Below are 19,741 nucleotides of genomic sequence, written 5' to 3'. Positions count from 1 at the left end.
CTCACTCCTCCATGCGGAAGCCCGACGCGCGCACCACCGGCGCCCAGGTCTCGCGTTCCTGACGGATCTGGGCCGCGAACTCCTTGGGCGTGCGTGCGCGCACCTCCAGCCCGACCTTCTCGAAGCCGGCGCGCAGAGCGGCGTCCCGGCTGGCCTTGTCGATGGCGGCGTGCAGGGCGTTGACGGTGTCGGCCGGCGTGCCCGGTGGCGCGAAGACACCATAGGTTTCCGCGCCGCGAATCTGGCCAAGGCCCTGCTCGGCGAACGTGGCGACGTTCGGCAGGAAGCGCGAGCGCCGCTCGCCCGTCACGCCCAGGATCCGAACCTTGCCCTGCTGCACATAGGGCAGGAAGTCGGCCACGAAACCGAAGTAGGCGGGGATTTGGCCGCCCAGCAGGTCCTGCATGGCGGGGGCCGATCCGCGGTAGGCGATGTGCTCCAGCTTCAGGCCGCCGGCCTCGGACAGCTGGTAGCCCAGGAAGTGCGCCACCGAGCCCGCGGCAGGTGAGGCATAGAGGGCCGCGTTGGGTGTCTGGCGCACCCAGGCCACGTAGTCGGGCAAGGTCTTCACCGCGGCGGGGGCGTTGGCGGTGATGGCGAAGGCGCAGCCCGCCGTGACCACCGAGGACACAGGCACGAAGTCGGCCTCGGCGTCGTACTGGAGCTTGGTGTAGACGTGCGGGTAGATCGTGAGCGCCGAGGTGTGCGTGCACAGCAGGGTGTTGCCGTCGGCCGCTTCGCGCTTGAGCTGGCCGTTGGCGATGCGCCCGGCCGCGCCGGCGCGGTTGTCGACGATGAAGGTTCGGCCTTCGCGGCGCCAGGCGTCGGCGAGGTGGCGCGCGGTGGTGTCCAGCGTGCCGCCGGCGGGGTAGCCCACCAACAGCTTGCCAGGGGTGTTGGCCAGCAAAGGCCAGGAAGCGCCCGCGGCCGGCAGGGCCGCGAGCAACTGCGCGAAGGCGCGGCGGGAGAGTGTGTTCATGCGGGTCCTCTGCTTTCAACGGCAACCGATGTCCGTAGACCCGAATGCTGCGACGATTGCGGATTGCAGGGAACTGGTCTCTGTGCAATGGTTCGTTGCACAGCATTCATATCGGAGTGGGCGAGCATGAGCATCGGCAAGGTGGACCTCAATCTGCTGAAGGTCTTCGACGCGGTCTTTGAGGAGCGCAACCTGGTGCTCGCGGGGCGCCGGCTGCACCTGAGCCAGTCGGCCGTCAGCCACGCGCTGTCGCGGCTGCGCGAGGTGGTGGGCGATGAGCTCTTCGTTCGCACGGGGCGCGGCATGGAGCCCACCGGGGGTGCACTGCGCATGGCGCCCGCGCTGCGCGACGCGCTGCGGCGCATCGAGGCCACGCTGGACGTGGCGCCATTCTCGGCGCGCGGCTCGCAACGCCAGTTCGTCATCGCGGCCAACGACCACGTCACCGCCGTGCTGGTGGCGCCGCTGGCGCGCAAGCTGCAGCGCGCCGCGCCGGGCGTGGACCTGGTCATCCGCCCGTCCACGCGGCTGGACCTGGCCGAGCAGATCGACCTTGGCCGCATCGATCTCGCGATCGGCATCTTCTCTCAGGTGCCACCGCGCATGAGCGCGCGCACCCTGATGTCGCAGGGCGAGGCGATCCTGATGCGCAAGGACCACCCGGCGTCGCGCGGCCGGCTCACGCTGACGGCCTTCGCGCGCCACCCGCTGGTCACCATCTCGGTGGGCGGGCAGGAAGAAGGCGCGGTGGACGGCTTCATCCTGGAGCGCGGCCTGGCGCGCCAGTCGGAGATGTTCGACCGCGGCGCGCTGCGCGAGGCGCTGGACGCGCAGGGTGTGCAGCCCCGCGTGCGCGTGACCGTGCCGCATTCGCTCGCGATCCCGGCGCTGCTGCGCGACAGCGACATGCTGTCCATCGTGCCGGCCTCGCTGGCGCGGGCGCTCACGCGCGGCGACACCGGCCTGGTGATGCGCCAGCCGCCCTACCCGGCCAGCCAGGCCACCACGCGCGCCGTCTGGCACAGCCGCCACGACCACGACGCCGGGCACACCTGGCTGCGCGACACGGTGGCCGAGGTGGCGGGCGCGCTTGGTGAGCGGCGCGTGGCGAAGGCCTGAGGACCGCGGCCCGAGCTCAGGCCAGCACGTTCACCTGTGTGCCGACGCTGCCCGACGTGGCCAGGGGCAGCGCGCCGGTGACGCCTTGCAGCAGCGCCAGCGCGGCGCTGCCCTGCATGTCCATGGACTTGCGCAGCATCGCGATCTGCACCTTTTGGGCCACGTCGGCCTGCTGGTTGGCCACGACGGCCTGGACCATGGCGGCGGGTGAAACGTCCACGGGAACTCCTGTTGCTCAATGCCTTGTTCCTGGTATCGGTCGGTCGCCCCCGTTCTTGAACCGCGCGCCCGGTTCAGCCCAGGCCGGGGCCCTCCCCCGCCTCCCGCGTCGCCTGCCGCATCAGCTCGATGAACCGCTGCGCCCCCAACCCCAGCGGCCGCTCCGCGTTCCACACCACGTCCACCCACAGGCGCAGCTGGTTGCTGATGTTGCCGAAGCGAATCTCGGTGAGCCCGCCCGCCGCCACCAGCGGCTCGATGAGGCGGCGCGGCAGGTAGGCCCAGCCCAGGCCGGCCTGCACCAGGCTCAGCGTGGCCAGGTGGCTGTCGGTGCGCCAGAGGTGGCGCGACAGCAGCATGCGCGGGTCGCGCCCACGCGGGTCGCGGCTGGCCACGGCGATCTGGCGGATCTCGATCAGGTCGTTGAGCTGCAGCGCGCCCTGGCGCGCCAGGGCCTCGGGGTGGTCGGCGGCGATGACGGCCACGAACAGTTCGGTGCCCAGCTCCTGAAAGCCCTCGCGCTCGTCGCTGCCCGGGCGCTCGAACACCAGGGCCAGCTGCGCCTCGCCGGCGTGCAACATGCGCAAGGCGTCGGCCTGCGGCGCCGACAAAACCTCCACCAGCAGCGCCGGAAATTCTTCGGCCAGCACCGCCAGCGACCGGCTCCAGGGCGCCGACAGCAGCTCGGGCGCGATGGCGATGGTGAGCTGGCGCTCCAGCCCCTGGTGCAGGGCCTGGGCGTGCGCGCCCAGGCGGCGCAGCTGGCTGGCGATCTGGCGCGCCTGCGGCTCCAGCGCGCGCGCCACGTCGGTGGGCCGGGGCTCGCGCGCGCGGCGGTCGAACAGCACCAGGTCCAGCTCGGCCTCCAGCTGCGCGATGGCCATGCTCACCGCCGAGGGCACGCGACCCAGCTGGCGCGCGGCGGCCGAAAAGGAGCCGGTGTCCAGCACCGCCAGGAAGGTGCGCAGGTTGTCGCTGGTGAAGGCCATGGCCGCCCCTATCTGTCAGATTTTTTGAAATTATCTGACTTTTCCCTTCAGAAATGTGCGCATACAGTGCCCCCATCGCCCCCGCCCATCCGCCGCGGGGGCCACCCGAAGGATTCCCGACCATGCAAGGCATTCGACGCAAGATCGTCTACGTTTCCCTCTACGAGCTGTTCGCCATCGCCGCCTCCAGCGCCGGCCTGGCCCTGCTGTCCGACAGCGGCCTGGGCCACGCCAGCGTGGCGGCGGTCGCGGCCTCGGCCATCGCCGTGGTCTGGAACCTGGCCTACAACACCCTGTTCGAGCGCTGGGAAGCGCGCCAGGCCACCAAGGGGCGCGGCGTGGCGCGCCGCATCGCGCACGCCCTGGGTTTCGAGGCCGGCCTGGTGTTCATGCTGGTGCCGCTGTTCGCCTGGTGGCTGGGCGTGTCGCTGTGGCAGGCCTTCGTGCTGGACCTGGGCCTGATCGTGTTCTTTCTGGTCTACACCTACGTGTTCAACCTGGGCTTCGACCGCGTGTTCGGCCTGCCGGCCTCGGCCGCGCCGCAGCCGGCCCCGGGCGGCTGAGCCGGCTCAGGAATCCTGGAACAGGCTCTCCCGCACGCCCGAGACCTCGGGCAGCGGGAACTCCTGGCGCACCGCGCGCCCGAAGTAGCCCTGGCGCACGGCCTGGCTGGTCTGCCAGGCCGCGATGGTGGTCTGCGCCCGCTGCGCCTCGAGCAGGCGCATGGCCGGGGTACGGAAGTAGATGATGAGCGCGGCCTCGCGCGGGTTGAAGCCTTCGCTCAGGCCCAGATCGATGACCGCCTGGCGCAGGTGCGAGGGCACCGTGTTCGACGGAATGCCCAGTTCGCCGAGGGCGCGGCTCAGGCCGAAACGAAACCACGCTTTCTTCAACATGAAGAAATTAGAGCATCGGGCCGCCGCGGCGCACCCCCGGGAAGCCCCTCACTGTCGCCCATCTGTAGGACCTAAGCCACTGATCTGTGGCGGCTCCGCCGCGCCTCAGCCCGCCGCGTCCAGGAAGCGCTCCACGCGATCGTTGAATTCGGCCGGTCGCTCGAAGTACGGCGAGTGCCCGCAGTTCGCCATGACCGCCGACTGCGACCGCGCGAAGTGCGCCGCGACGGCGCGAACGAGGTCCGGCGGCATCAGCGGATCGAATTCGCCGCCCAGCAGCAGCACCGGGCAGGCGATCCGCTTCAGCCGCTCGCGCGGCACGGCCATGGCCTCGCTGTTCAAGACCGCCAGCCGCGCGCGCAGCTCGGCGCCCGCGCCCTGGAACACGAGGGGGTTGAAGCCATTGACCTGCTGGTACAGGAAGGCGAGCGGGGCCGACGCCGCCCGGAACGCCGGCCCCAGGGCGCGCTGCTCCACCTGGCTGCCCTCGGCCGAGGCGAGGTAGCGGGCCACGCTCGCCTGCGCCTCGGACAGGTCGATGCCCATGGACGAGCCGCTGGACACCAGGGCCCAGGTCCGCGCCGGGTGTTCCAGCGCGAAGCGCAGGCCCAGGCCGCCGCCCAGGGACTGGCAGACCAGGGCCGCGCGCCCGATGCCCTCGGCGTCGAGCACCGCCAGCAGGTCCGCGCACAAGGCCTCCCAGGTGAGCGTGTGCGGCTCGGCCTGCGAGCGGCCGAAGCACCGCAGGTCCAGCGTCAGGCAGGTGAAGCGACGGGTGAAGTGCGGGACCTGTTGCCACCAGGTCGCGGCGTTCGAACCCGCGCCGTGGCAGAACACGATGGCCGGCCCCTGGCCATGGCGTTCGCAGTAGACGCGGGCGCCACCGGTGTGAACGAAGCCCATGCGCCGCGCCCTCACTCGTCCAGCTTCATGCCGGGGACGATGGCCCGGTACTTGCGCTCGTCCGCGTCCAGGTAGCGCTGCGCGCCGTCGGCGCTCAGGCCGAAAGGCGGCGTGGCCATGCCGCTGGCGCGGATGAAGGACTGCACCGCCTCGGTCTGGTGGGCGTCGCGCAGGGCCTTGTTGAGGCGGTCCACGATGGGCGCCGGTGTGCCCTTCGGCGCGAACAGACCCAACCAGATGCTGAAGTCGAAGTCGCGCAACGCGGGCAGGCTCTCGGCGAAGGTGGGCAGCGCCGGCGCGGCCTCCAGGCGCAGCAGCGAGCTCACCGCCAGGCCGCGCATCTTCTCGCCCGTGAGGTTGGGCAGCGCCGTGACCGTGGGCAGCAGGATCAGGTCGATCTGCCCGCCCATGAGGTCGGTGATGAAGGGCGCGCCGCCCTTGTAGGGAATGTGCAGCAGCTCGGTTTTCAGGCGCGTGGCCAGGGCGTGCATCACGATGTGCTGGAAGGTCCCGCGACCCGGCGTGCCGTAGGTCAGCTTCGCCTTGCCCGAGGCGGCGATGTCCTTGAGCGAGCGATAGGGCTTGCCCATGCCGGTCAGCAGCACCACCGGCGAGGCGCCCACGATACCCACCGGCTTGAAGTCCGAGGTCTGGTACGGCGCGCTCCTGTTGGTCAGCGGGCTCAGCACCACCTCGTTGAGCGCGCCCAGCAGCAGGGTGTAGCCGTCGGCCGGCGCCTGCGCCACCTTGCGGGCGCCGATCATGCCGCCCGCGCCGCCCAGGTTCTCGATCACCACCGGCTGGCCCAGCTGGCGCCCCAGCTCCTCGCCCCACTTGCGGGCCACGGTGTCCGTGGAGCCGCCGGCGGGATAGGCCACCACCAGGGTGATGGGACGCTCGGGGTAGGCGGTGCTGGCGCTGGCCGCCATGGCGGCGGACAGGCCAAGGACGGTGGTCCAGCGGCGGATGGGTGTCATGTCTGTCTCCGTGTGGGGGGTCCGCGCATTCTGTGGTTGCCCCTGCGCCGGGACAATCGAATAATCCGCATCCGCCCATTCCTTCTGGAAATGCCTTGAGGCTGCCACCACTGCACCTGCTCCAAGCCTTCGCCGCCACCGCCCGACAGGCCTCCATCTCGGCCGCGGCGCGCGAGCTGCACCTCACGCAGGGCGCCGTGAGCAAGAAGATCCTGGAACTCGAGGGCCTGCTGGGCGTGGACCTGTTCGACCGCATCAAGGGCCGGCTGGCGCTTTCCCCCGCGGGCCTACGCTACCTGCCGGAGGTCGAAGCGGCGCTGGGACAGCTCGAACAGTCGACCCTGAACGTGATGACGCTGCGCGGCCGCGGCGGCGTGCTCAACCTCATGACCACGCCCACCTTCGGCGCCAAATGGCTGATTCCCCGGCTGCCGCGCTTCATGGCCCGGCACCCCGAGGTATTTCTGAACTTCCTGCCCTACTCCCGCGAGGCCGCCCAGACGGCCGGCTTCGACTGCGCGCTGCTGTTCGGCGAAGGCACCTGGCCGGGCATGAGCGCGCACTACATCGCCGGGCGCGAGTACACGGTCGTCGCGCCACCGCACCTGCCCGCGGCCGAGCGCCTGCGCCGGCCGCGCGACATCGCGCGGCACGTGCTGCTGCGCCACCCGGCCACGCCCGATGCCTGGGCCCAGTGGTGCGTCCAGCACCGGGTGGAGCACCCGGCGGTGCGCGGCGGCCCCCAGCTGGACCAGGTCACGTCCATCGTGCGCGCGGTCATGGTCGGCATGGGCCTGGGCCTGCTGCCCCGCTGCGTTGTGCAGGACGACATCGACGCCGGCCTGGTGTCGGCGCCCTTCGCGCAGGACATGCTGGGCCAGGCGGGCTACCACTTCGCCTACCCCGACAACAAGCGCCAGCTGCCGCCGCTGGCCACCTTCCGCGACTGGCTGCTGCAAGAGGCGTCCGGTCCGCCTTGACCTGCAAGGTCATGGATCCGATGCACGCCGGCCGGCACAGTGGGCCCCACACCACAAGGAGCCTCCCATGTCGGACCTGTCCCAACTCCCCCTCGCCGTCGGCCACATGATTGGCCTGGGCGCGCTCGGTTCGTGCGTCGGCATCGGCCTCATGGCCAGCCGCTACCTCGAGGCCTCGGCGCGGCAACCGGAGATGATGGAAGCCCTGCAACCCAAGGTCTTTCTGCTCGCGGGCCTGCTCGACGGCGCCTTCATCATCTCGGTGGCGCTGGGCGTGTGGTTCGCGCTGGCGGCGCCCTTCCCCACCTGAACGCCGGCGATGCGCCCCTCCTCCGCCCCGCACCGCGTGCTCGTGATCGGCGCCGTCGGCCGCGCCGGCGCCGCGGTGCTGCGCGAGCGGCTGGGCCGGGTAGACGCGGTGCCGGTGACCGTGCTCTGCACACGCGCCTTCGCGCACCTGCCGCGCGGCCTGGGCCATGCGGTGGTGGACGGCGATGGCTGGCGCGCCGGCCTGCCGCATGTCGCGCCGAGCGATGAGGTGGTGGTCGTGCTCGACGCCCGCCGCCACGCGCGCGAGGCCGTGTTCTGGCGACCCGAGCGGGCGGCGCTGGTGCCGCTGATGCAGGCCCTGCACGCGCGGGGCGTGCGCCGGCTGGAACTGGTGCACGGCCCGGGCCACACCCCGAACGCGGCCGAACGCGCGGCGGTGCAGGCCCTGGGCTATGGCGCGCGCGAGGCCGGTGTCCGCCCGCCGTCGCCGCGGCCGCGCGAGGCCACCACGGGCGGCTGGCTGGAGCGCCTCGCCGCCTGGATGCTGCGCACCCTGATCGACACCCTGTACGCACTGGGCATGCGGCCGCCCCGCTAGCCGCCGACCTCCCGCGGCACGGGGCGCGGCCTGGGAACGCCATTTGCCTGCCAGCCGGCCGGGTACCACGCGGCCGGCCCACCCCCACGATCCAAGGAGTCCTTCATGCCCACCACCCGCCATGCATCCGATGCCTGCACCCTGCTCGACGCCGACCACAAGGCGGTCAAGAAGCTGTTCAAGGCGTACGAGGAGATCGCCCATTCCAGCGCACGCGGCGTCGCCCAGCGCAAGCTCGATCTCGCGCGCGAGATCTGCCGCGAGCTCACGGTGCACGCAACCCTCGAGGAAGAAGTCTTCTACCCCGCGCTGCGCGCCGCCCTCAAGGACACCGCCCCCCTGGCCGAGGCCGAGGTGGAACACGCCAGCGCCAAGGAACTGATCGCCCAGCTCGAGTCCATCGACGAGGTCGACGAAATGTTCGACGCCAAGGTCAAGGTGCTGGGCGAGCACATCGATCACCACGTCAAGGAAGAGCGTGGCCAGATATTTCCCAAGGCGCGCGCGGCGCGCCAGCTGGACCTGGTGGCCATGAAGGACGATCTGCAATCGCGCAAGGAGGCGCTGATGGGCGCCGAAATGGCGTGAGCCGGCGCCACCGGCGCGCGCCTACAGGTCCAGCACCAGCCGCGCCGACGCCGCGCGCGAACAGCAGGGCAGCATTTGCGTGTGCGAGGCCTGCTCCTCGGGCGTGAGGTAGAGGTCGCGGTGGTCCACCTCGCCTTCGAGCACGCGGATCAGGCAGGTGCCGCAGACGCCTTGCTCGCAGGAGGTGTCGATGGCCACCCCCTCGGCCGCGAGCGCCTGCGTGATGGACACGTCGGGCGCGATGCGCACCGTGCGCCCGCTGCGCGACAGCACGACGTCGAAGGAGCCGTCGCCGCGGGTGTCGGCGGCCCCGCCCGAGAAGTGTTCGAAGTGCACGCGCGCCGCGGGCCAGCCGGCCCGGGCCGCGCCGTCCCGCACGGCGGCGATGAAGGGCTGGGGGCCGCAGACGTAGGCGTGCGCGCCGTCCGGTGCCGCGGCCAGCGCGGCGGCGATGTCCAGTTGCCGGCTGGCCTCGCCGCCATCGAAATGGAAGCGCACGCGATCGGCGTAGGGCCGCTCGCGCAGGCGGTGCAGGAAGGCGGTGCGCGCCTCGCTGCGCGCGCAGTAGTGCAACGTGAACTCGCGGCCCTGGGCGTGCAACGCGTCGGCCATGGCCACCAGGGGCGTGATGCCGATGCCCGCCGCGAACAGCAGGCTGGCGCCCGGCGCCTCGCTCAAGGCGAAGTGGTTGCGCGGCGCAGACACCGCCAGTCGGTCGCCTTCGGCCAGCGCGTCGTGCATCGACGCCGAGCCGCCGCGTCCCGCCGCCTCGCGCAGCACGGCGATCTGGTAGGGCCCGGGCTGGCCGGGCGGACCGCACAGCGAGTACTGCCGCACCGCGCCCGAGGGCGTCTTCACGTCGATGTGCGCGCCGGCGGTGAAAGGCGGCAGCGCGACGCCCTCGCCCTCCAGGTCCAGCAGCACGATGCCTTCGGCCTCCACGCGCTTGCGCGCGACCTTCACCACGAAATCCAGGCCCATCGCCGCGATCAGCCTTCCAGGAAGTTGCCGGCGTCGAAGAACACCGGCGGCGCCTCGGGGTCGAAGCTCACGCCCACCGGATCGTCGCCGCGCTGCACGGCCTCCACCTGAGCCTGCAGGAAGCGGCGCAGCATCACGATGCCGCGGTCGGAGGTGGCCAGGTGCTCCTCGGAGTGCCTGGCGATCTTGCCCTGGCTGACCATGGCCTCGTAGTCGCCCGGCGAGGCGCGGTGCTCTTCTTCGGTGAGCTCCTCCCACAGCTTGCCGTTCTGGCGCGAGCGCATCTTGGCCAGCTCACCGGCCTCGCTCACGCGGCCCACCACGTAGATGCGGAAATGGTGGTCGTCGATGGGCAGGATCCAGCCGAGCGATTCGACGCGGCCGAACTTGCCCAGGCGCGGGCTGGGAATCACGCGCAGCGTCGGAATGGCGGCCTGGCTCACGCGGCGGAAGGTCTTGCCGTCGTCGAGCTGGCGCACCGAGGTGGTTCGCACGCCCAGCTCGACCTTGTCCCAGGTGACCTGGGGCATGAGCGCCATCTGCTCGACGAACTGCGTGCCGCTGAAGGTCGAGTGCAGCACCACCACGTGGAAGGGGTCGACCAGGTTCTCGTAGTGCTGCAGCCAGTTGCAGTCGATGATCTGCGGGCCACCGCCGCCGATGCTGCGGTCGTTGGCCTCCAGGAACTCGCCCGGGTCGAGGTTCTCCAGCGCCTCGTAGCGCGGCAGCGTGGGCTTCTTCTCGGGCGGGCCCATGTAGGCCCAGACCAGGCCGTACCGTTCCTGCACCGGGTACCAGGGCTGGCGCACCTTGTCGCGGAACTTGCCGCCCTCGGGCTCGCACGGCTGCTCCAGGCAGCGGCCGTCGGCCGAGAACAGCCAGCCGTGGTAGCAGCAGCGGATGCCGTTCTCTTCCACCTTGCCGTACAGCAGCGAGGTGCCGCGGTGCGCGCAGTGCGGGTAGACCAGGCCGGCGCGGCCCTGCTTGTCGCGAAAGAGGATCAGGTCTTCGCCGAGCACGCGCACCTGGCGCGGCGTGTCGGTGGCGTCGGCGGCCAGGCCGATGGGGTGCCAGTAGCGGCGCAGCAGCTCGCCCATGGGCGTGCCCGGGCCCACCTCGGTGAGCTCCTTCTTGTGGCTGGGCGCCGGGCGGCCGTAGGCCGTGCCCTGGTCGGGAATGAGGGGAATGATCCGTGCGTTCATGGGTCGGGGGCGATCAGCTGGCGCGCATGCCGGCGGCGCGGATCAGCGCCTCCCACTGCGGCATTTCCTTCTGCTGCGACTGGGCGAACTCGTCGGGGCTTTGCGTGAGCGGCGTCAGGCCGAGGTCGACCAGGCGCTGGCGCACCTCGTCGGTCCTGGCGGCCTCGTGCAGGCCCTTGACGATCTGATCGACGACCGGGCGCGGCGTCTTGGCCGGCGCGAGAAAGCCGAACCAGCTCTCGGTCTCGAAGCCGCCCTTGAAGCCCTGCTCCACGAACGTGGGCACGTCGGGCAGGGTGCCGCTGCGCTGGCTGCCGGCGATGGCGATGACCCGCACCTTGGGCTTGCCGCCCGAGTTCTTGTCGCCCTGCAGGTGCACCTTGGCGGTGGCGGGGTTGGCCCAGGCCGAGTCGATGACGCCGCCGAACAGGTCGATGTGCGCGCCGGCCTGGCCCTTGTAGGGCACGTGGTCGATGGGCGCGCCGGTCTGCTTGCGCAGCAGCTCGGTGTAGAGGTGCGCGGCCGTGCCCTGGCCCCAAGTGGCGCAGGTGGCGCGGCCCTTGGCCTTGGCCCAGGCCACGTACTCCTGCACGTTGGTCACCGGCGAGTCGGCGCGCACCATCAGCACCGGGCCGCCCACGCCCACCGGCGTGAGGGGCTGGAAGTCCTTGATCGGGTCGTACGGCGTTTTCTGCAGGAAGGGCAGCACCAGCTGCGTGTGCGTGATGGTGAACAGGAAGGTGTGCCCATCTGCCGGCGCCTTGGCGACGAAGTCGGCGGCGATCATGCCGCCCGCGCCGGGCCGGGTCTCCACCACCACCGGCTGGCCCCAGGCCTTGGACAGGCGCTCGGCGAACACGCGGCCCAGGATGTCCAGCGGGCCGCCGGGCTCGCCGAAGGCGATGAGGCGCACGTGGCGGTTGGGAAAGCTGGGGGCCGTCTGGGCCAGGGCCGTGCCCAGGAAAGGCGAGGCCAGGCCAAGGGCCACCAGGTCGCGTCGGTTCATGCGTGTCTCCGTCGTGGGTTGTGCAATGCGGGGCCGCACGATAGGCCGGTGCGCGCGCCGGATCAAAGCAAACGTTTGGATATGAGATATGCGTGGGGCTGATAGCTGCCCCACCCGCGCCGCTGGCGCGCCCGTCAGAGCGTGCGCTCGATGGCCTCGATCACCTGCCCGCGCAGCCAGACCACGGCCTCGTCCGCCTCGCTGCGCTTGTGCCAGCAGGCGTGCAGGCGGTAGTCGGGCAGCTCCAGCGGCAGCGGCCGCGAACCCAGCGCATGCAGGTAGCGGCGCGCCACGCGCTGCGGGAAGACGGCGATCAGGTCGGTCTCGGCCAGCAGGTCCACCATCTGGCTGAAGGAGTTGACGCCGGCCTGCACCACACGGCGGCGGTCCAGGCGCGCGAGCTGGCTGTCGATGGTGTCGTCGAGCACCGAGCGCGACTGGCCCAGCACCACGTGCCGCCAGGCGCAAAAGGCGTCGAGGTCGAGGCCGCTGGCCAGCACCGGGTGCCCCAGGCGCGCCACGCCCACGTAGGAGTCCTCGCACAGGATGGAGGTCTGCACGCCGGTCACCTGCGTGATGCGCGGGATCAGCGCCAGGTCGATGTCGCCGCGCGCCAGCTCCTCGGCGGTCTTGCTGTAGTCGGCCAGCGACCAGGACACGCGCATGCGCGAGCCCAGCGCGCCCAGCGTCTGGCACAGGCCGGGCATGAGGGTGCGGCAGAGGTGGTCGCTGCCGGCCACGCGCAGGATGCGGTCGGACGCGGCGGGGTCGAAGGGCTGCTGGCGGCTCATGAGCCGCTGCAGATCCGAGAGCACCGATTCCACGCCAGGCGCCAGCGCGAGCGCGCGCGGCGTGGGCTCGACGCCGTACTGGGTGCGCACGAACAGCTCGTCGCCGAAGGCCACGCGCAGGCGCTTGAGGCAGGCGCTGACGGCGGGCTGGCTCAAGAAGAGCCGCGCCGCGGCGCGCGACACGCTGCGCTCGCGGATCAGCGCGTCGAAGGCGCGCAGCATCGTCACGTCGATGCCGCGCACCTCGGCGTACGAGGGGTCGTCCATGGGGTCTCCTGCTGCGGCGGCCACGGGCCTCGGGGGGCACGCGCCGCGCAGGCCGATTCTGACGGACGCCCGCGGGCCCACCGCCCCGCACCGGTCCGCATCGGCTCAGCGCTTGTTCGCGGGCGCGGCGGGCGCCGACGGTTCGCAGGGGTCGCCGTCCTCCTGGCGGCCGCGCTCGATGAAAGGGATCACCGCCGCCGCCGGGCCGGCGGCGGCCCCCAGCGCGATCGCACCGGCCACGCGCCCCGCCAGGCGCCCGCCCTCGATGCCGACCTTGGGCTGGCCCAGCGTGCCGCCCACCGTGACCGGCGTGCGCAGCGACAGCGGCGACCAGTCCTTGGGCTGCGTGACCAGGCGCAGCGCCAGGCTTTCGTCGCGCAGGTTCACGCGGCCCTCGGCATGCACCGTGCTGTCGCGGTTGTCGAGCACGGCGAGCCGCGGCTCGACCACGCCCTCGCGCGCGCGCAGGTCGAAACGCGCGCAGCGCAGCGGCAGCGGGCGGTCGCCGCCCACCACCACGCCCAGGGCCTGGGCGAGGTCCAGGCCCATGGCTTCGGTGGCCACGTGGGAGATGGTGCCGTCGCGCAGGCGCAGGTCGATGGGCCCGTCGAGCGAGCCCAGGATCTCGGCCGTGGACTGGCCCGCCCCCGTCACGTCCAGCCGCGCCGACAGCACGCCGGTGAGGTAGGACTTCAGGCCCTGTTCGTCGCCCTGGCGCGCCCGCTCGCGCTCCCGCTTCAGGGCGGAGGCGGCGCTGGGCGCGGGCGCGCCCTCGCGGCGCAGGCCGCGCAGCCAGCCCGCGACGTCGACGCCGTTCATCTCGAGGCGCGCCCGCCACGAGGCGGGCCTGGCCGTGGCGTCGAGCTGGGTCATGCCCTCGACGCGGCCGCCGGCCACCTCGGCCCGCAGATCGTCGAGCCTCAGCACCCCCTGCGCCAATCGCACGCGGGTGCGCAGCCCACGCAGCGGCGCCATGGCCCGCGTGCCGAAGTCCAGCGACCCGATGGCCACGCGCACGTCGGCGTCCATGGCCTGCAGCGACGGCAGGTCGAAGCGGTGCTGCGGCAGCACGCGGCGCGGGCCCTGGGGGGCGGGCGCGGCGGCACCACCCCCGGCACCGATCGCCGGCCCGAGGTCGGCGAGCGCGAGCCGCTGTCCCTGCAATTCGCCGGTCAGGCGGCGCGGCCGGGCGCGCTGGTGGAACCGCAGATCGCCCGCGAGCCGGCTGCTGCCGATGTGGGCGCGCTCGGCCTGCAGCCGCCACACGCCGTCGCCCTGCGACAGCGTGCCGCGCAGTTCGAAGGGCGGCGTGCGCGGCAATGTGATGCCCAGCGGCCGGCCCACCGCCGCCAGCGAGGGGCCGCTCAAGGCCAGCGCGCCCCGCAGGCGCGGCAGACCCAGCAGCGCCGCGGCCTCGCCGTCGAACCGCAGGCGCGCGGCGCCCGCCGTGCCCTCCACGCGCACCGGCACCCAGGGCGCGTCGGGCGCGGTCTCGGGGTCGTTGAGCAGCGGCAGCGTGCCGCCCGCGTGGGCCTGCAGGCGCAGCGGCAGGGCGCGGTAGCGGCCGCTGAACGAGGCCTGGTAACCGGCGTTCGCGGCCTCGGCCTCGCCCTCGCGGCCGCGCAGACGGATGTCGATGTCGACGTCGGCGATGGGGTCCTTCCAATCGACCTCGCCCTGGCCGATCACCAGCGAGCCGAAGCGCGGCAGGCCGCCCAGGGGCTCGGCCTCGGGCCGGGGTTCGCGCGCGCCCAGCTGCCAGTTGGCGCTGCCATCGTCCAGGCGCCGCAGCCGGGCGTCGAGCGCGTCCGCGCTCAGCGCCTGCAGGCGCAGGCGGTCGCCGCGCCACCAGCGCCAGATGTCGCCCCAGCGCCAGGACAGGCGCACGCCGCGCGCGTCCACCAGGTGCGGCGCGCCGAAGCGCTCGGCCGAGGCGAGGTTCAACTGGCCCACCTCGATGCGCGGGCGCCCGAACAGGTGCAGGCGAAACGGCCCCTCCAGCCGCACCGGCACCGCCGCGGCGCGCGTGGCCGCGCGCTGCACCGGTTCGCGCAGAAAGGGCCAGCCGCGGTGCTCGGCCACCACCAGCGCGGCCACCAACGCCGCGCCGGCCAGGCCCAGGCCTATGAACGTGCGCCGCCGCGGCCCCATTCAGTGCCCCCCGCGCGGTGCGCGCGCCTGGCGGCCCCGCGGCAAGCCCGGGCCCCGGCGATGGAAGTGGAACGGCGTTGCCATGGGTGTGGGAAGCCCGCGCGGCAAGCGGCGTTCCCGGGCCGCTGTATCGGTCTGTGAACCGGATGGGCATGTTCCCGGCCGCCGAGGCGGCGTCGCCCACGCGCCTAGACTCGCCGCATGCCCCCTCCCGACACGCGGCCCGACACGGTCCCGGCGCGGCTGCGCGACCAGCGCGACTACCTGCGCCTGCTGGCCGCGCGCGTGACCGGCGGCGCCGCCAACCAGATGCTGATGGTGGCGCTGGGCTGGCAGATGTACGACCTCACCGCCAGCGCCTGGTACCTGGGCCTGGTCGGGCTCGCGCAGTTCCTGCCTGCGCTGCTGCTGACCCTGCCCGCCGGCCACCTGGTGGACCGGCACGACCGGCGCCTGCTGCTGGCCGGCGCCCTGGGCCTGCAATGCCTGGCCGCCTTCTGCCTGGCCCTGGCCAGCGCCGGGGGCTGGGTGGGGCCGCAGGTGATCCTGCTGCTGTCCGTGCTGCTGGGCGCGGCGCGCGCCTTGCAGATGCCCGCGCACCAGGCGCTGCTGCCCACGCTGGTGCCGCTGGGCCTGCTGCCGCGCGCGGTGGCCGCCGCCAGCTCCACCATGCAGGCCGCCGTGATCGGCGGGCCCGCGCTGGGCGGCGCGCTGTACGCCCTGGGGCCGGCGGTGGCGCGGCGGATGGACCCGCGGGCGCTGGCCGCCGCCGACGCGGCCGGCCAGGCCGGCGCCCTGGGCGCGCACTGGGGCGCGGCGGTCGTGTACGCGCTGTCGTGGCTGCTGCTGATGGTGGCCATCGCCGGCGTGCTGCGCATGCGCCACCGGCCCGCGCCGGGACCGCGCGCGGCGCCTGGTCTGTCGCAGCTCACGGCCGGCCTGCGCTTCATCTGGCGGCGGCCGGTGCTGCTGGGTGCCGTGTCGCTGGACCTGTTCGCCGTGCTGCTGGGCGGCGCCACGGCGCTGCTGCCCATCTTCGCGCGCGATGTGCTGCACACCGGTCCCGAAGGCCTGGGGCTGCTGCGCTCGGCGCCGGCGCTGGGCGCGGTGCTGGTGGGCCTGTGCCTGGCGCGCTTTCCCATCGCACGCCGCGCGGGGCGCCGGCTGCTGGGCGCGGTGGCGGTGTTCGGCGCCGCGATGATCGCCTTCGCGCTGTCCACCAGCTTCTGGGCGGCCTTCGCGGCGCTGGCCGTCAGCGGCGCGGCCGACATGTTCAGCGTGGTGATCCGCCAGTCGCTGGTGCAGCTCGAAACCCCGGACGAGATGCGCGGCCGCGTGGGCGCGGTGAACGCGGTGTTCATTGGCGCGAGCAACCAGCTCGGCGAGTTCGAGTCGGGCGCGACGGCGGCGCTGCTGGGGCCGGTGGGCTCGGTGCTGCTGGGCGGCATCGGCACCCTGGTGGTGGTGGCCGTGTGGTGGCGGGTGTTCCCGGCGCTGGCGCGCAGAGACCGGTTACAGCCGGAAACGCCCGCGGCTGCATAAGATAGGACCGATGACAGCCCGTCCCGCTGCCACCCCCGTGCGCCGAAAGGTCCGCGCCTGATGCCGGTCTCCCTCGCCTTCGCGCGCCGGCCCGTCGCCTTTCTCGGCGAGGTCCTGCTCGCGGCCGTGGCGGCGCTGGGCGGACGGCGCCGCTACCGCGTGCAGGACGCCCTGCGCGTGCTGGCCGACACCAGCGCCCGCGCGGTGGGCATCGTCTGCCTGGTCAACTTCCTGGTGGGCGCCATCCTCGCCTTCGTCGGCGCCGTGCAGTTGCTCAAGTTCGGGGCCGGCATCTTCGTCGCCGACCTGGTGGCCATTTCGGTGGCGCGCGAGATGGCGGCCATCATCACCGCCGTGGTCATCGCCGGGCGCACCGGCGCGGCCTTCGCGGCCGAGCTGGCCACCATGCAGACCAACGAGGAGGTGGACGCGCTGGAGGTGCTGGGCCTGCCGGCGATGGACTTCCTGGTGCTGCCGCGCGTGGCGGCGCTGCTGGTGATGATGCCGCTGCTGTTCGTCTTCGCCTGCCTCGCGGGCCTGGTGGGCGGCATGGTGGTGGCCTCGGTGATGCTCGATCTCTCGCCCGCCGCCTACATGCACCGCACGGCCGAGGCGCTCAGTTGGACGCACCTCGGCCTGGGCGCGGCGAAGTCGCTGGTGTTCGGCGCGCTGATCGGCATGGTGGGCTGCTACCACGGCCTCTACGCGCAGCGCAACGCTGCGGGCGTGGGCCTGGCCACCACGGGCGCGGTGGTGACCAGCATCGTGGCCATCATCGTCATCGACGCCGTGTTCGCGCTGGTCGCGAACACGCTGGGGATCTGAATGGCGGCGCTGCTGAACGTGCAAGACCTGGAGATGCGCTTCGGCGATCGCCTGATCCAGCGCGGCGTCTCGTTCGAGGTGGAGGCCGGCCGCATCTTCGCCATCATGGGCGGCAGCGGCTGCGGCAAGAGCACCCTGCTCAAGCACCTGGTGGGCCTGCTGCCGCCGGCCAACGGCACGGTGCGCCACGGCGGCGTCGACTACTGGGCCAGCGGCGAGGCCGAGCGCGAGGCCATGCGGCTGAAGTTCGGCATGCTGTTCCAGAGCGCGGCGCTGTGGTCGTCTATGACCGTGCTGGACAACGTCTGCCTGGCGCTGGCGCGGCAGACGGCGCTGGACGCCCGGGCGCAGGAGGCGCGCGCGCGCGAGGTGCTGGCCTGGGTGGGCCTGGACCACGCCGCCCACCAGATGCCGGCCCAGCTCAGCGGCGGCATGAAGAAACGCGCGGGGCTGGCGCGCGCCATCGCCGCCGAGCCGCCGCTGCTGTTTCTCGACGAGCCCTCGGCGGGCCTGGACCCGATCAGCTCACGCCGGCTCGACGACCTGATCCTCGACATCCGCCAGCGCACCGGCGCGGCCGTGGTCCTGGTCAGCCACGAACTGCCCAGCCTGTTCGCCATCGCGGACGACGGCCTGTTCCTGGACGCCGACAGCCAAACGCCCATCGCGCGCGGCTGCCCGCGCGAACTCGCGCGGGCCCACGTCCATCCCACGGTCGATGCCTTCCTGCGAAGGGAAGTGCCGCCCGACCCACCAGCGCCCAGCGCGCGGGGAGATTCCGCATGAAACGCTACGCCCTGCTCATCGGCAGCTTCGTCGTCGCCGCCCTGTTCATCGTGCTGGCCGCCATCTTCTGGCTCGGCGGCAGGGACTGGTTCAGCGACCAGCAGAAGGCCACGGTCTTCTACGAAGACAACGTCAGCGGCCTGTCGATCGGCGCGCCGGTGACCTTTCGCGGCGTCGCCATCGGCCAGGTCACCGAGATCGGCATCCGCGTCGATGGCGCGACGCTGCGCACCACGGTGCCCGTGGTCATGCGGCTGCAGGCCTCGGCGCTCGCGGGCGCGGGCGTCGACGTGCCCGCGCTGGTGGCGCGCGGCCTGCGCGCGCGGCTGGTGTCGGAAAGCATCGTGACCGGCCAGAAGGCGGTCGAGCTCGACTTCGCCCCGCAGACGCCCGCCACGCTGCACGGCGGCTCGCGCCACCCGGAGATCCCGGCACTGCAGGACCGCTTTGGCCCGCTGATCCAACAGGTGGCCGAGCTGCCGCTGCGCGACACCGTGAGCGAGATGCGCGCCACGGCCGAGGAGATGCGCAACACGCTCGTGGTGGTGCAGAAGACGCTGAGCGGCGTGCAGGTGGCGCTGTCCGAAGCCTCGGCCGAGCTCAAGCTGACGACGGCGGCCTCGCGCCAGACCCTGGCCGCGGCCACGGAGACCATCCACCAGGTGCAGGCCAGCTCGACGGCGACGCTGGCGTCCGTCGAGCGGCTGTCGCGCAGCACCGAGCAATCCATTCAGGAGGCGCGGCCGGAACTGCAGCGCGCGCTGGTCGGCGCGCGCGAGGCCACGCAATCGGCCAAGCTGGCCATGGACCGCCTGGCCGACCTCTCCGCGCCGGACGCGCCGCTGCGCGCCGACCTGGAAACCGCGGTGCGCGACCTGTCGCAGGCCGCGCGCGGGCTGCGCTCGTTCGCCGAGCTGCTCGAAGAGAAACCCAACGCCATCATTTTCGGGAACCGACGCGAATGAGCACGCCCTCCTTCCCCCGCCGCGCCGCGGCCCTCGCGCTCGCCGCCGCCGCCGCGGCCGTCCTCACCGGCTGCGCCTCGGCGCCCGAGCGGGCGCCCACGCTGCTGACCCTGCCGGGCACCCCGACCATCGCCACCGCGCCATCGGCCGCGCCGCCGGTGGAGAACGCCACGCTCGCGGTCGCGCGCCTGGAGATTCCGGAGTACCTCGTCTCGCGGCGCGTGCGCTACCGCACCGACGGCGCCACCCTGGCCGAATGGCCCGACACCTTCTGGGCCGAGCGCATCGAGGTGGGCCTGGCGCGCGAGTTCACCTCGGGGCTGCGCGCCCGGCTACCGGGCTGGCGCATCTGCGAGGCCCAGTGTTCGGAGTGGTCGCCGGTGGCGGGGCTGCGCGTGGTGATCGACCGCATGGACTATTCGCGCGCGCAGCGGCAGTTGAAGGCGAGCGCGCGCCTCATGGTGGCGTCCATGGGCGCCGGGCCACGCACGGCGAACAGCCAGCGGCTCGACTACGAACTGGCGGCCGGCGCGGACACGCCGCAGGCCCAGGCGCAGGCCTACGCCGCGCTGCTGGACCGCCTGGCCACCGACGCGGCCGCGGCGGTGGCGCGTGCGGCAGCGCTCACACCGCCACCCGCCGCACCCCCATCGCCGGCCAGGGCGCCCGGGGGGTAAACCGCCCAAGCAAAAGCGGCGGCCCCGAAG

At 72.9% G+C, this 19,741-nt stretch carries 22 protein-coding genes; 11 read left to right on the top strand and 11 right to left on the bottom strand.

What is annotated here, in order from left to right; genetic code table 11:
- Nucleotide 1: 1 nt before the first annotated feature.
- Entirely contained in the window at nt 2–979 is a 978-nt protein-coding gene (locus tag JNX00_RS03490; RefSeq protein WP_204744088.1) for a tripartite tricarboxylate transporter substrate-binding protein, read from the bottom strand.
- Nucleotides 980–1,105: 126 nt separating this feature from the next.
- Here JNX00_RS03490 and JNX00_RS03485 point away from each other — a divergent pair, with 126 nt between their 5' ends.
- Nucleotides 1,106–2,098 (top strand): LysR substrate-binding domain-containing protein, encoded by a 993-nt coding sequence (locus tag JNX00_RS03485; RefSeq protein WP_204744087.1) that lies wholly within the window; start codon nt 1,106–1,108, stop codon nt 2,096–2,098.
- Between the two features lie 16 nt (nt 2,099–2,114).
- Here JNX00_RS03485 and JNX00_RS03480 read toward each other — a convergent pair whose 3' ends face one another.
- Nucleotides 2,115–2,318 carry a putative motility protein gene (locus tag JNX00_RS03480; protein WP_070400805.1) on the bottom strand — a complete coding sequence of 68 codons (204 nt, stop codon included), beginning with the start codon at nt 2,316–2,318 and terminating at the stop codon, nt 2,115–2,117.
- A gap of 73 nt (nt 2,319–2,391) precedes the next feature.
- The gene (locus tag JNX00_RS03475) at nt 2,392–3,306 is read right to left on the bottom strand and encodes a LysR family transcriptional regulator (protein WP_204744086.1); all 915 of its coding nucleotides are present in this window, start codon (nt 3,304–3,306) and stop codon (nt 2,392–2,394) included.
- Nucleotides 3,307–3,428: 122 nt separating this feature from the next.
- On the opposite strand from JNX00_RS03475, the gene JNX00_RS03470 reads away from it, so the two are divergent.
- The gene (locus tag JNX00_RS03470) at nt 3,429–3,869 is read left to right on the top strand and encodes a PACE efflux transporter (RefSeq protein ID WP_204744085.1); all 441 of its coding nucleotides are present in this window, start codon (nt 3,429–3,431) and stop codon (nt 3,867–3,869) included.
- A 6-nt stretch (nt 3,870–3,875) separates the two neighbouring features.
- Here the strand turns inward: JNX00_RS03470 and JNX00_RS03465 are convergent, their stop codons facing one another.
- The 3 genes from JNX00_RS03465 to JNX00_RS03455 all read right to left on the bottom strand — a co-directional run bounded on the left by JNX00_RS03465 (nt 3,876) and on the right by JNX00_RS03455 (nt 6,082).
- Nucleotides 3,876–4,202 carry a hypothetical protein gene (locus tag JNX00_RS03465; protein WP_070400802.1) on the bottom strand — a complete coding sequence of 109 codons (327 nt, stop codon included), beginning with the start codon at nt 4,200–4,202 and terminating at the stop codon, nt 3,876–3,878.
- Between the two features lie 105 nt (nt 4,203–4,307).
- Nucleotides 4,308–5,105: an alpha/beta fold hydrolase gene (locus JNX00_RS03460; protein WP_204744084.1), complete on the bottom strand. Its 798-nt coding sequence runs from the start codon at nt 5,103–5,105 to the stop codon at nt 4,308–4,310.
- A gap of 11 nt (nt 5,106–5,116) precedes the next feature.
- On the bottom strand, nt 5,117–6,082 hold the full coding sequence (locus tag JNX00_RS03455) for a tripartite tricarboxylate transporter substrate binding protein (protein WP_204744083.1): 966 nt from the start codon (nt 6,080–6,082) through the stop codon (nt 5,117–5,119).
- A gap of 95 nt (nt 6,083–6,177) precedes the next feature.
- Between JNX00_RS03455 and JNX00_RS03450 the strand changes: the two genes are divergently transcribed.
- From JNX00_RS03450 to JNX00_RS03435, 4 genes are all read left to right on the top strand, one after another.
- Nucleotides 6,178–7,062: a LysR substrate-binding domain-containing protein gene (locus tag JNX00_RS03450; RefSeq protein ID WP_239478252.1), complete on the top strand. Its 885-nt coding sequence runs from the start codon at nt 6,178–6,180 to the stop codon at nt 7,060–7,062.
- A gap of 67 nt (nt 7,063–7,129) precedes the next feature.
- Nucleotides 7,130–7,372 carry a F0F1 ATP synthase subunit C gene (gene atpE / locus JNX00_RS03445; RefSeq protein ID WP_070400801.1) on the top strand — a complete coding sequence of 81 codons (243 nt, stop codon included), beginning with the start codon at nt 7,130–7,132 and terminating at the stop codon, nt 7,370–7,372.
- Nucleotides 7,373–7,381: 9 nt separating this feature from the next.
- A complete protein-coding gene (locus JNX00_RS03440) occupies nt 7,382–7,930 on the top strand; it encodes a hypothetical protein (protein ID WP_204744082.1) in 549 nt (182 codons plus the stop codon).
- A gap of 105 nt (nt 7,931–8,035) precedes the next feature.
- On the top strand, nt 8,036–8,518 hold the full coding sequence (locus tag JNX00_RS03435; RefSeq protein ID WP_204744081.1) for a hemerythrin domain-containing protein: 483 nt from the start codon (nt 8,036–8,038) through the stop codon (nt 8,516–8,518).
- A 21-nt stretch (nt 8,519–8,539) separates the two neighbouring features.
- On the opposite strand, the gene JNX00_RS03430 is transcribed toward JNX00_RS03435, so the two are convergent.
- The 5 genes from JNX00_RS03430 to JNX00_RS03410 form a co-directional block, all read right to left on the bottom strand.
- Entirely contained in the window at nt 8,540–9,499 is a 960-nt protein-coding gene (locus JNX00_RS03430; protein WP_204744080.1) for a PDR/VanB family oxidoreductase, read from the bottom strand.
- Between the two features lie 8 nt (nt 9,500–9,507).
- Nucleotides 9,508–10,701 (bottom strand): aromatic ring-hydroxylating dioxygenase subunit alpha, encoded by a 1,194-nt coding sequence (locus JNX00_RS03425; RefSeq protein ID WP_070400797.1) that lies wholly within the window; start codon nt 10,699–10,701, stop codon nt 9,508–9,510.
- Between the two features lie 13 nt (nt 10,702–10,714).
- Nucleotides 10,715–11,707 (bottom strand): tripartite tricarboxylate transporter substrate binding protein, encoded by a 993-nt coding sequence (locus tag JNX00_RS03420; RefSeq protein WP_070400796.1) that lies wholly within the window; start codon nt 11,705–11,707, stop codon nt 10,715–10,717.
- Nucleotides 11,708–11,841: 134 nt separating this feature from the next.
- Nucleotides 11,842–12,765, bottom strand: coding sequence for a LysR family transcriptional regulator (locus JNX00_RS03415; RefSeq protein WP_070400795.1), 924 nt, complete (start codon nt 12,763–12,765; stop codon nt 11,842–11,844).
- Between the two features lie 105 nt (nt 12,766–12,870).
- On the bottom strand, nt 12,871–14,916 hold the full coding sequence (locus tag JNX00_RS03410) for an AsmA family protein (RefSeq protein ID WP_204744079.1): 2,046 nt from the start codon (nt 14,914–14,916) through the stop codon (nt 12,871–12,873).
- 201 nt (nt 14,917–15,117) lie between these two features.
- Between JNX00_RS03410 and JNX00_RS03405 the strand changes: the two genes are divergently transcribed.
- The 5 genes from JNX00_RS03405 to JNX00_RS03385 are packed head-to-tail and all read left to right on the top strand — an operon-like array spanning nt 15,118 to nt 19,711.
- Entirely contained in the window at nt 15,118–16,458 is a 1,341-nt protein-coding gene (locus JNX00_RS03405) for an MFS transporter (RefSeq protein WP_204744078.1), read from the top strand.
- Between the two features lie 60 nt (nt 16,459–16,518).
- Nucleotides 16,519–17,283, top strand: a complete 765-nt coding sequence (locus JNX00_RS03400; protein ID WP_070400793.1) for an ABC transporter permease — start codon at nt 16,519–16,521, stop codon at nt 17,281–17,283.
- The gene (locus tag JNX00_RS03395) at nt 17,284–18,069 is read left to right on the top strand and encodes an ATP-binding cassette domain-containing protein (protein WP_204744077.1); all 786 of its coding nucleotides are present in this window, start codon (nt 17,284–17,286) and stop codon (nt 18,067–18,069) included.
- Nucleotides 18,066–19,034 (top strand): MlaD family protein, encoded by a 969-nt coding sequence (locus tag JNX00_RS03390; protein ID WP_070400791.1) that lies wholly within the window; start codon nt 18,066–18,068, stop codon nt 19,032–19,034. The genes JNX00_RS03395 and JNX00_RS03390 overlap by 4 nt, the downstream gene beginning before the upstream one ends.
- A complete protein-coding gene (locus JNX00_RS03385; protein WP_070400790.1) occupies nt 19,031–19,711 on the top strand; it encodes an ABC-type transport auxiliary lipoprotein family protein in 681 nt (226 codons plus the stop codon). Before JNX00_RS03390 ends, JNX00_RS03385 begins: the two co-directional genes overlap by 4 nt.
- The last annotated feature ends 30 nt before the right edge of the window (nt 19,712–19,741 follow it).

Source organism: Hydrogenophaga sp. YM1 (assembly GCF_016903055.1).
Taxonomy (GTDB): Bacteria; Pseudomonadota; Gammaproteobacteria; order Burkholderiales; family Burkholderiaceae_C; genus Hydrogenophaga; species Hydrogenophaga borbori.
The sequence above is the reverse complement of the archived record's forward strand: the minus strand, read 5'-3'. Positions and strand labels throughout refer to the sequence as shown.

What these genes read in the sequence shown, in the direction of transcription:
- JNX00_RS03490 (WP_204744088.1), bottom strand. Translation starts at nt 979, where the DNA reads ATGAACACACTCTCCCGCCGCGCCTTCGCGCAGTTGCTCGCGGCCCTG.
- JNX00_RS03485 (WP_204744087.1), top strand. Translation starts at nt 1,106, where the DNA reads ATGAGCATCGGCAAGGTGGACCTCAATCTGCTGAAGGTCTTCGACGCG.
- JNX00_RS03475 (WP_204744086.1), bottom strand. Translation starts at nt 3,306, where the DNA reads ATGGCCTTCACCAGCGACAACCTGCGCACCTTCCTGGCGGTGCTGGAC.
- JNX00_RS03470 (WP_204744085.1), top strand. Translation starts at nt 3,429, where the DNA reads ATGCAAGGCATTCGACGCAAGATCGTCTACGTTTCCCTCTACGAGCTG.
- JNX00_RS03465 (WP_070400802.1), bottom strand. Translation starts at nt 4,202, where the DNA reads ATGTTGAAGAAAGCGTGGTTTCGTTTCGGCCTGAGCCGCGCCCTCGGC.
- JNX00_RS03460 (WP_204744084.1), bottom strand. Translation starts at nt 5,105, where the DNA reads ATGGGCTTCGTTCACACCGGTGGCGCCCGCGTCTACTGCGAACGCCAT.
- JNX00_RS03455 (WP_204744083.1), bottom strand. Translation starts at nt 6,082, where the DNA reads ATGACACCCATCCGCCGCTGGACCACCGTCCTTGGCCTGTCCGCCGCC.
- atpE (WP_070400801.1), top strand. Translation starts at nt 7,130, where the DNA reads ATGTCGGACCTGTCCCAACTCCCCCTCGCCGTCGGCCACATGATTGGC.
- JNX00_RS03440 (WP_204744082.1), top strand. Translation starts at nt 7,382, where the DNA reads ATGCGCCCCTCCTCCGCCCCGCACCGCGTGCTCGTGATCGGCGCCGTC.
- JNX00_RS03435 (WP_204744081.1), top strand. Translation starts at nt 8,036, where the DNA reads ATGCCCACCACCCGCCATGCATCCGATGCCTGCACCCTGCTCGACGCC.
- JNX00_RS03430 (WP_204744080.1), bottom strand. Translation starts at nt 9,499, where the DNA reads ATGGGCCTGGATTTCGTGGTGAAGGTCGCGCGCAAGCGCGTGGAGGCC.
- JNX00_RS03425 (WP_070400797.1), bottom strand. Translation starts at nt 10,701, where the DNA reads ATGAACGCACGGATCATTCCCCTCATTCCCGACCAGGGCACGGCCTAC.
- JNX00_RS03420 (WP_070400796.1), bottom strand. Translation starts at nt 11,707, where the DNA reads ATGAACCGACGCGACCTGGTGGCCCTTGGCCTGGCCTCGCCTTTCCTG.
- JNX00_RS03415 (WP_070400795.1), bottom strand. Translation starts at nt 12,765, where the DNA reads ATGGACGACCCCTCGTACGCCGAGGTGCGCGGCATCGACGTGACGATG.
- JNX00_RS03410 (WP_204744079.1), bottom strand. Translation starts at nt 14,916, where the DNA reads ATGGGGCCGCGGCGGCGCACGTTCATAGGCCTGGGCCTGGCCGGCGCG.
- JNX00_RS03405 (WP_204744078.1), top strand. Translation starts at nt 15,118, where the DNA reads ATGCCCCCTCCCGACACGCGGCCCGACACGGTCCCGGCGCGGCTGCGC.
- JNX00_RS03400 (WP_070400793.1), top strand. Translation starts at nt 16,519, where the DNA reads ATGCCGGTCTCCCTCGCCTTCGCGCGCCGGCCCGTCGCCTTTCTCGGC.
- JNX00_RS03395 (WP_204744077.1), top strand. Translation starts at nt 17,284, where the DNA reads ATGGCGGCGCTGCTGAACGTGCAAGACCTGGAGATGCGCTTCGGCGAT.
- JNX00_RS03390 (WP_070400791.1), top strand. Translation starts at nt 18,066, where the DNA reads ATGAAACGCTACGCCCTGCTCATCGGCAGCTTCGTCGTCGCCGCCCTG.
- JNX00_RS03385 (WP_070400790.1), top strand. Translation starts at nt 19,031, where the DNA reads ATGAGCACGCCCTCCTTCCCCCGCCGCGCCGCGGCCCTCGCGCTCGCC.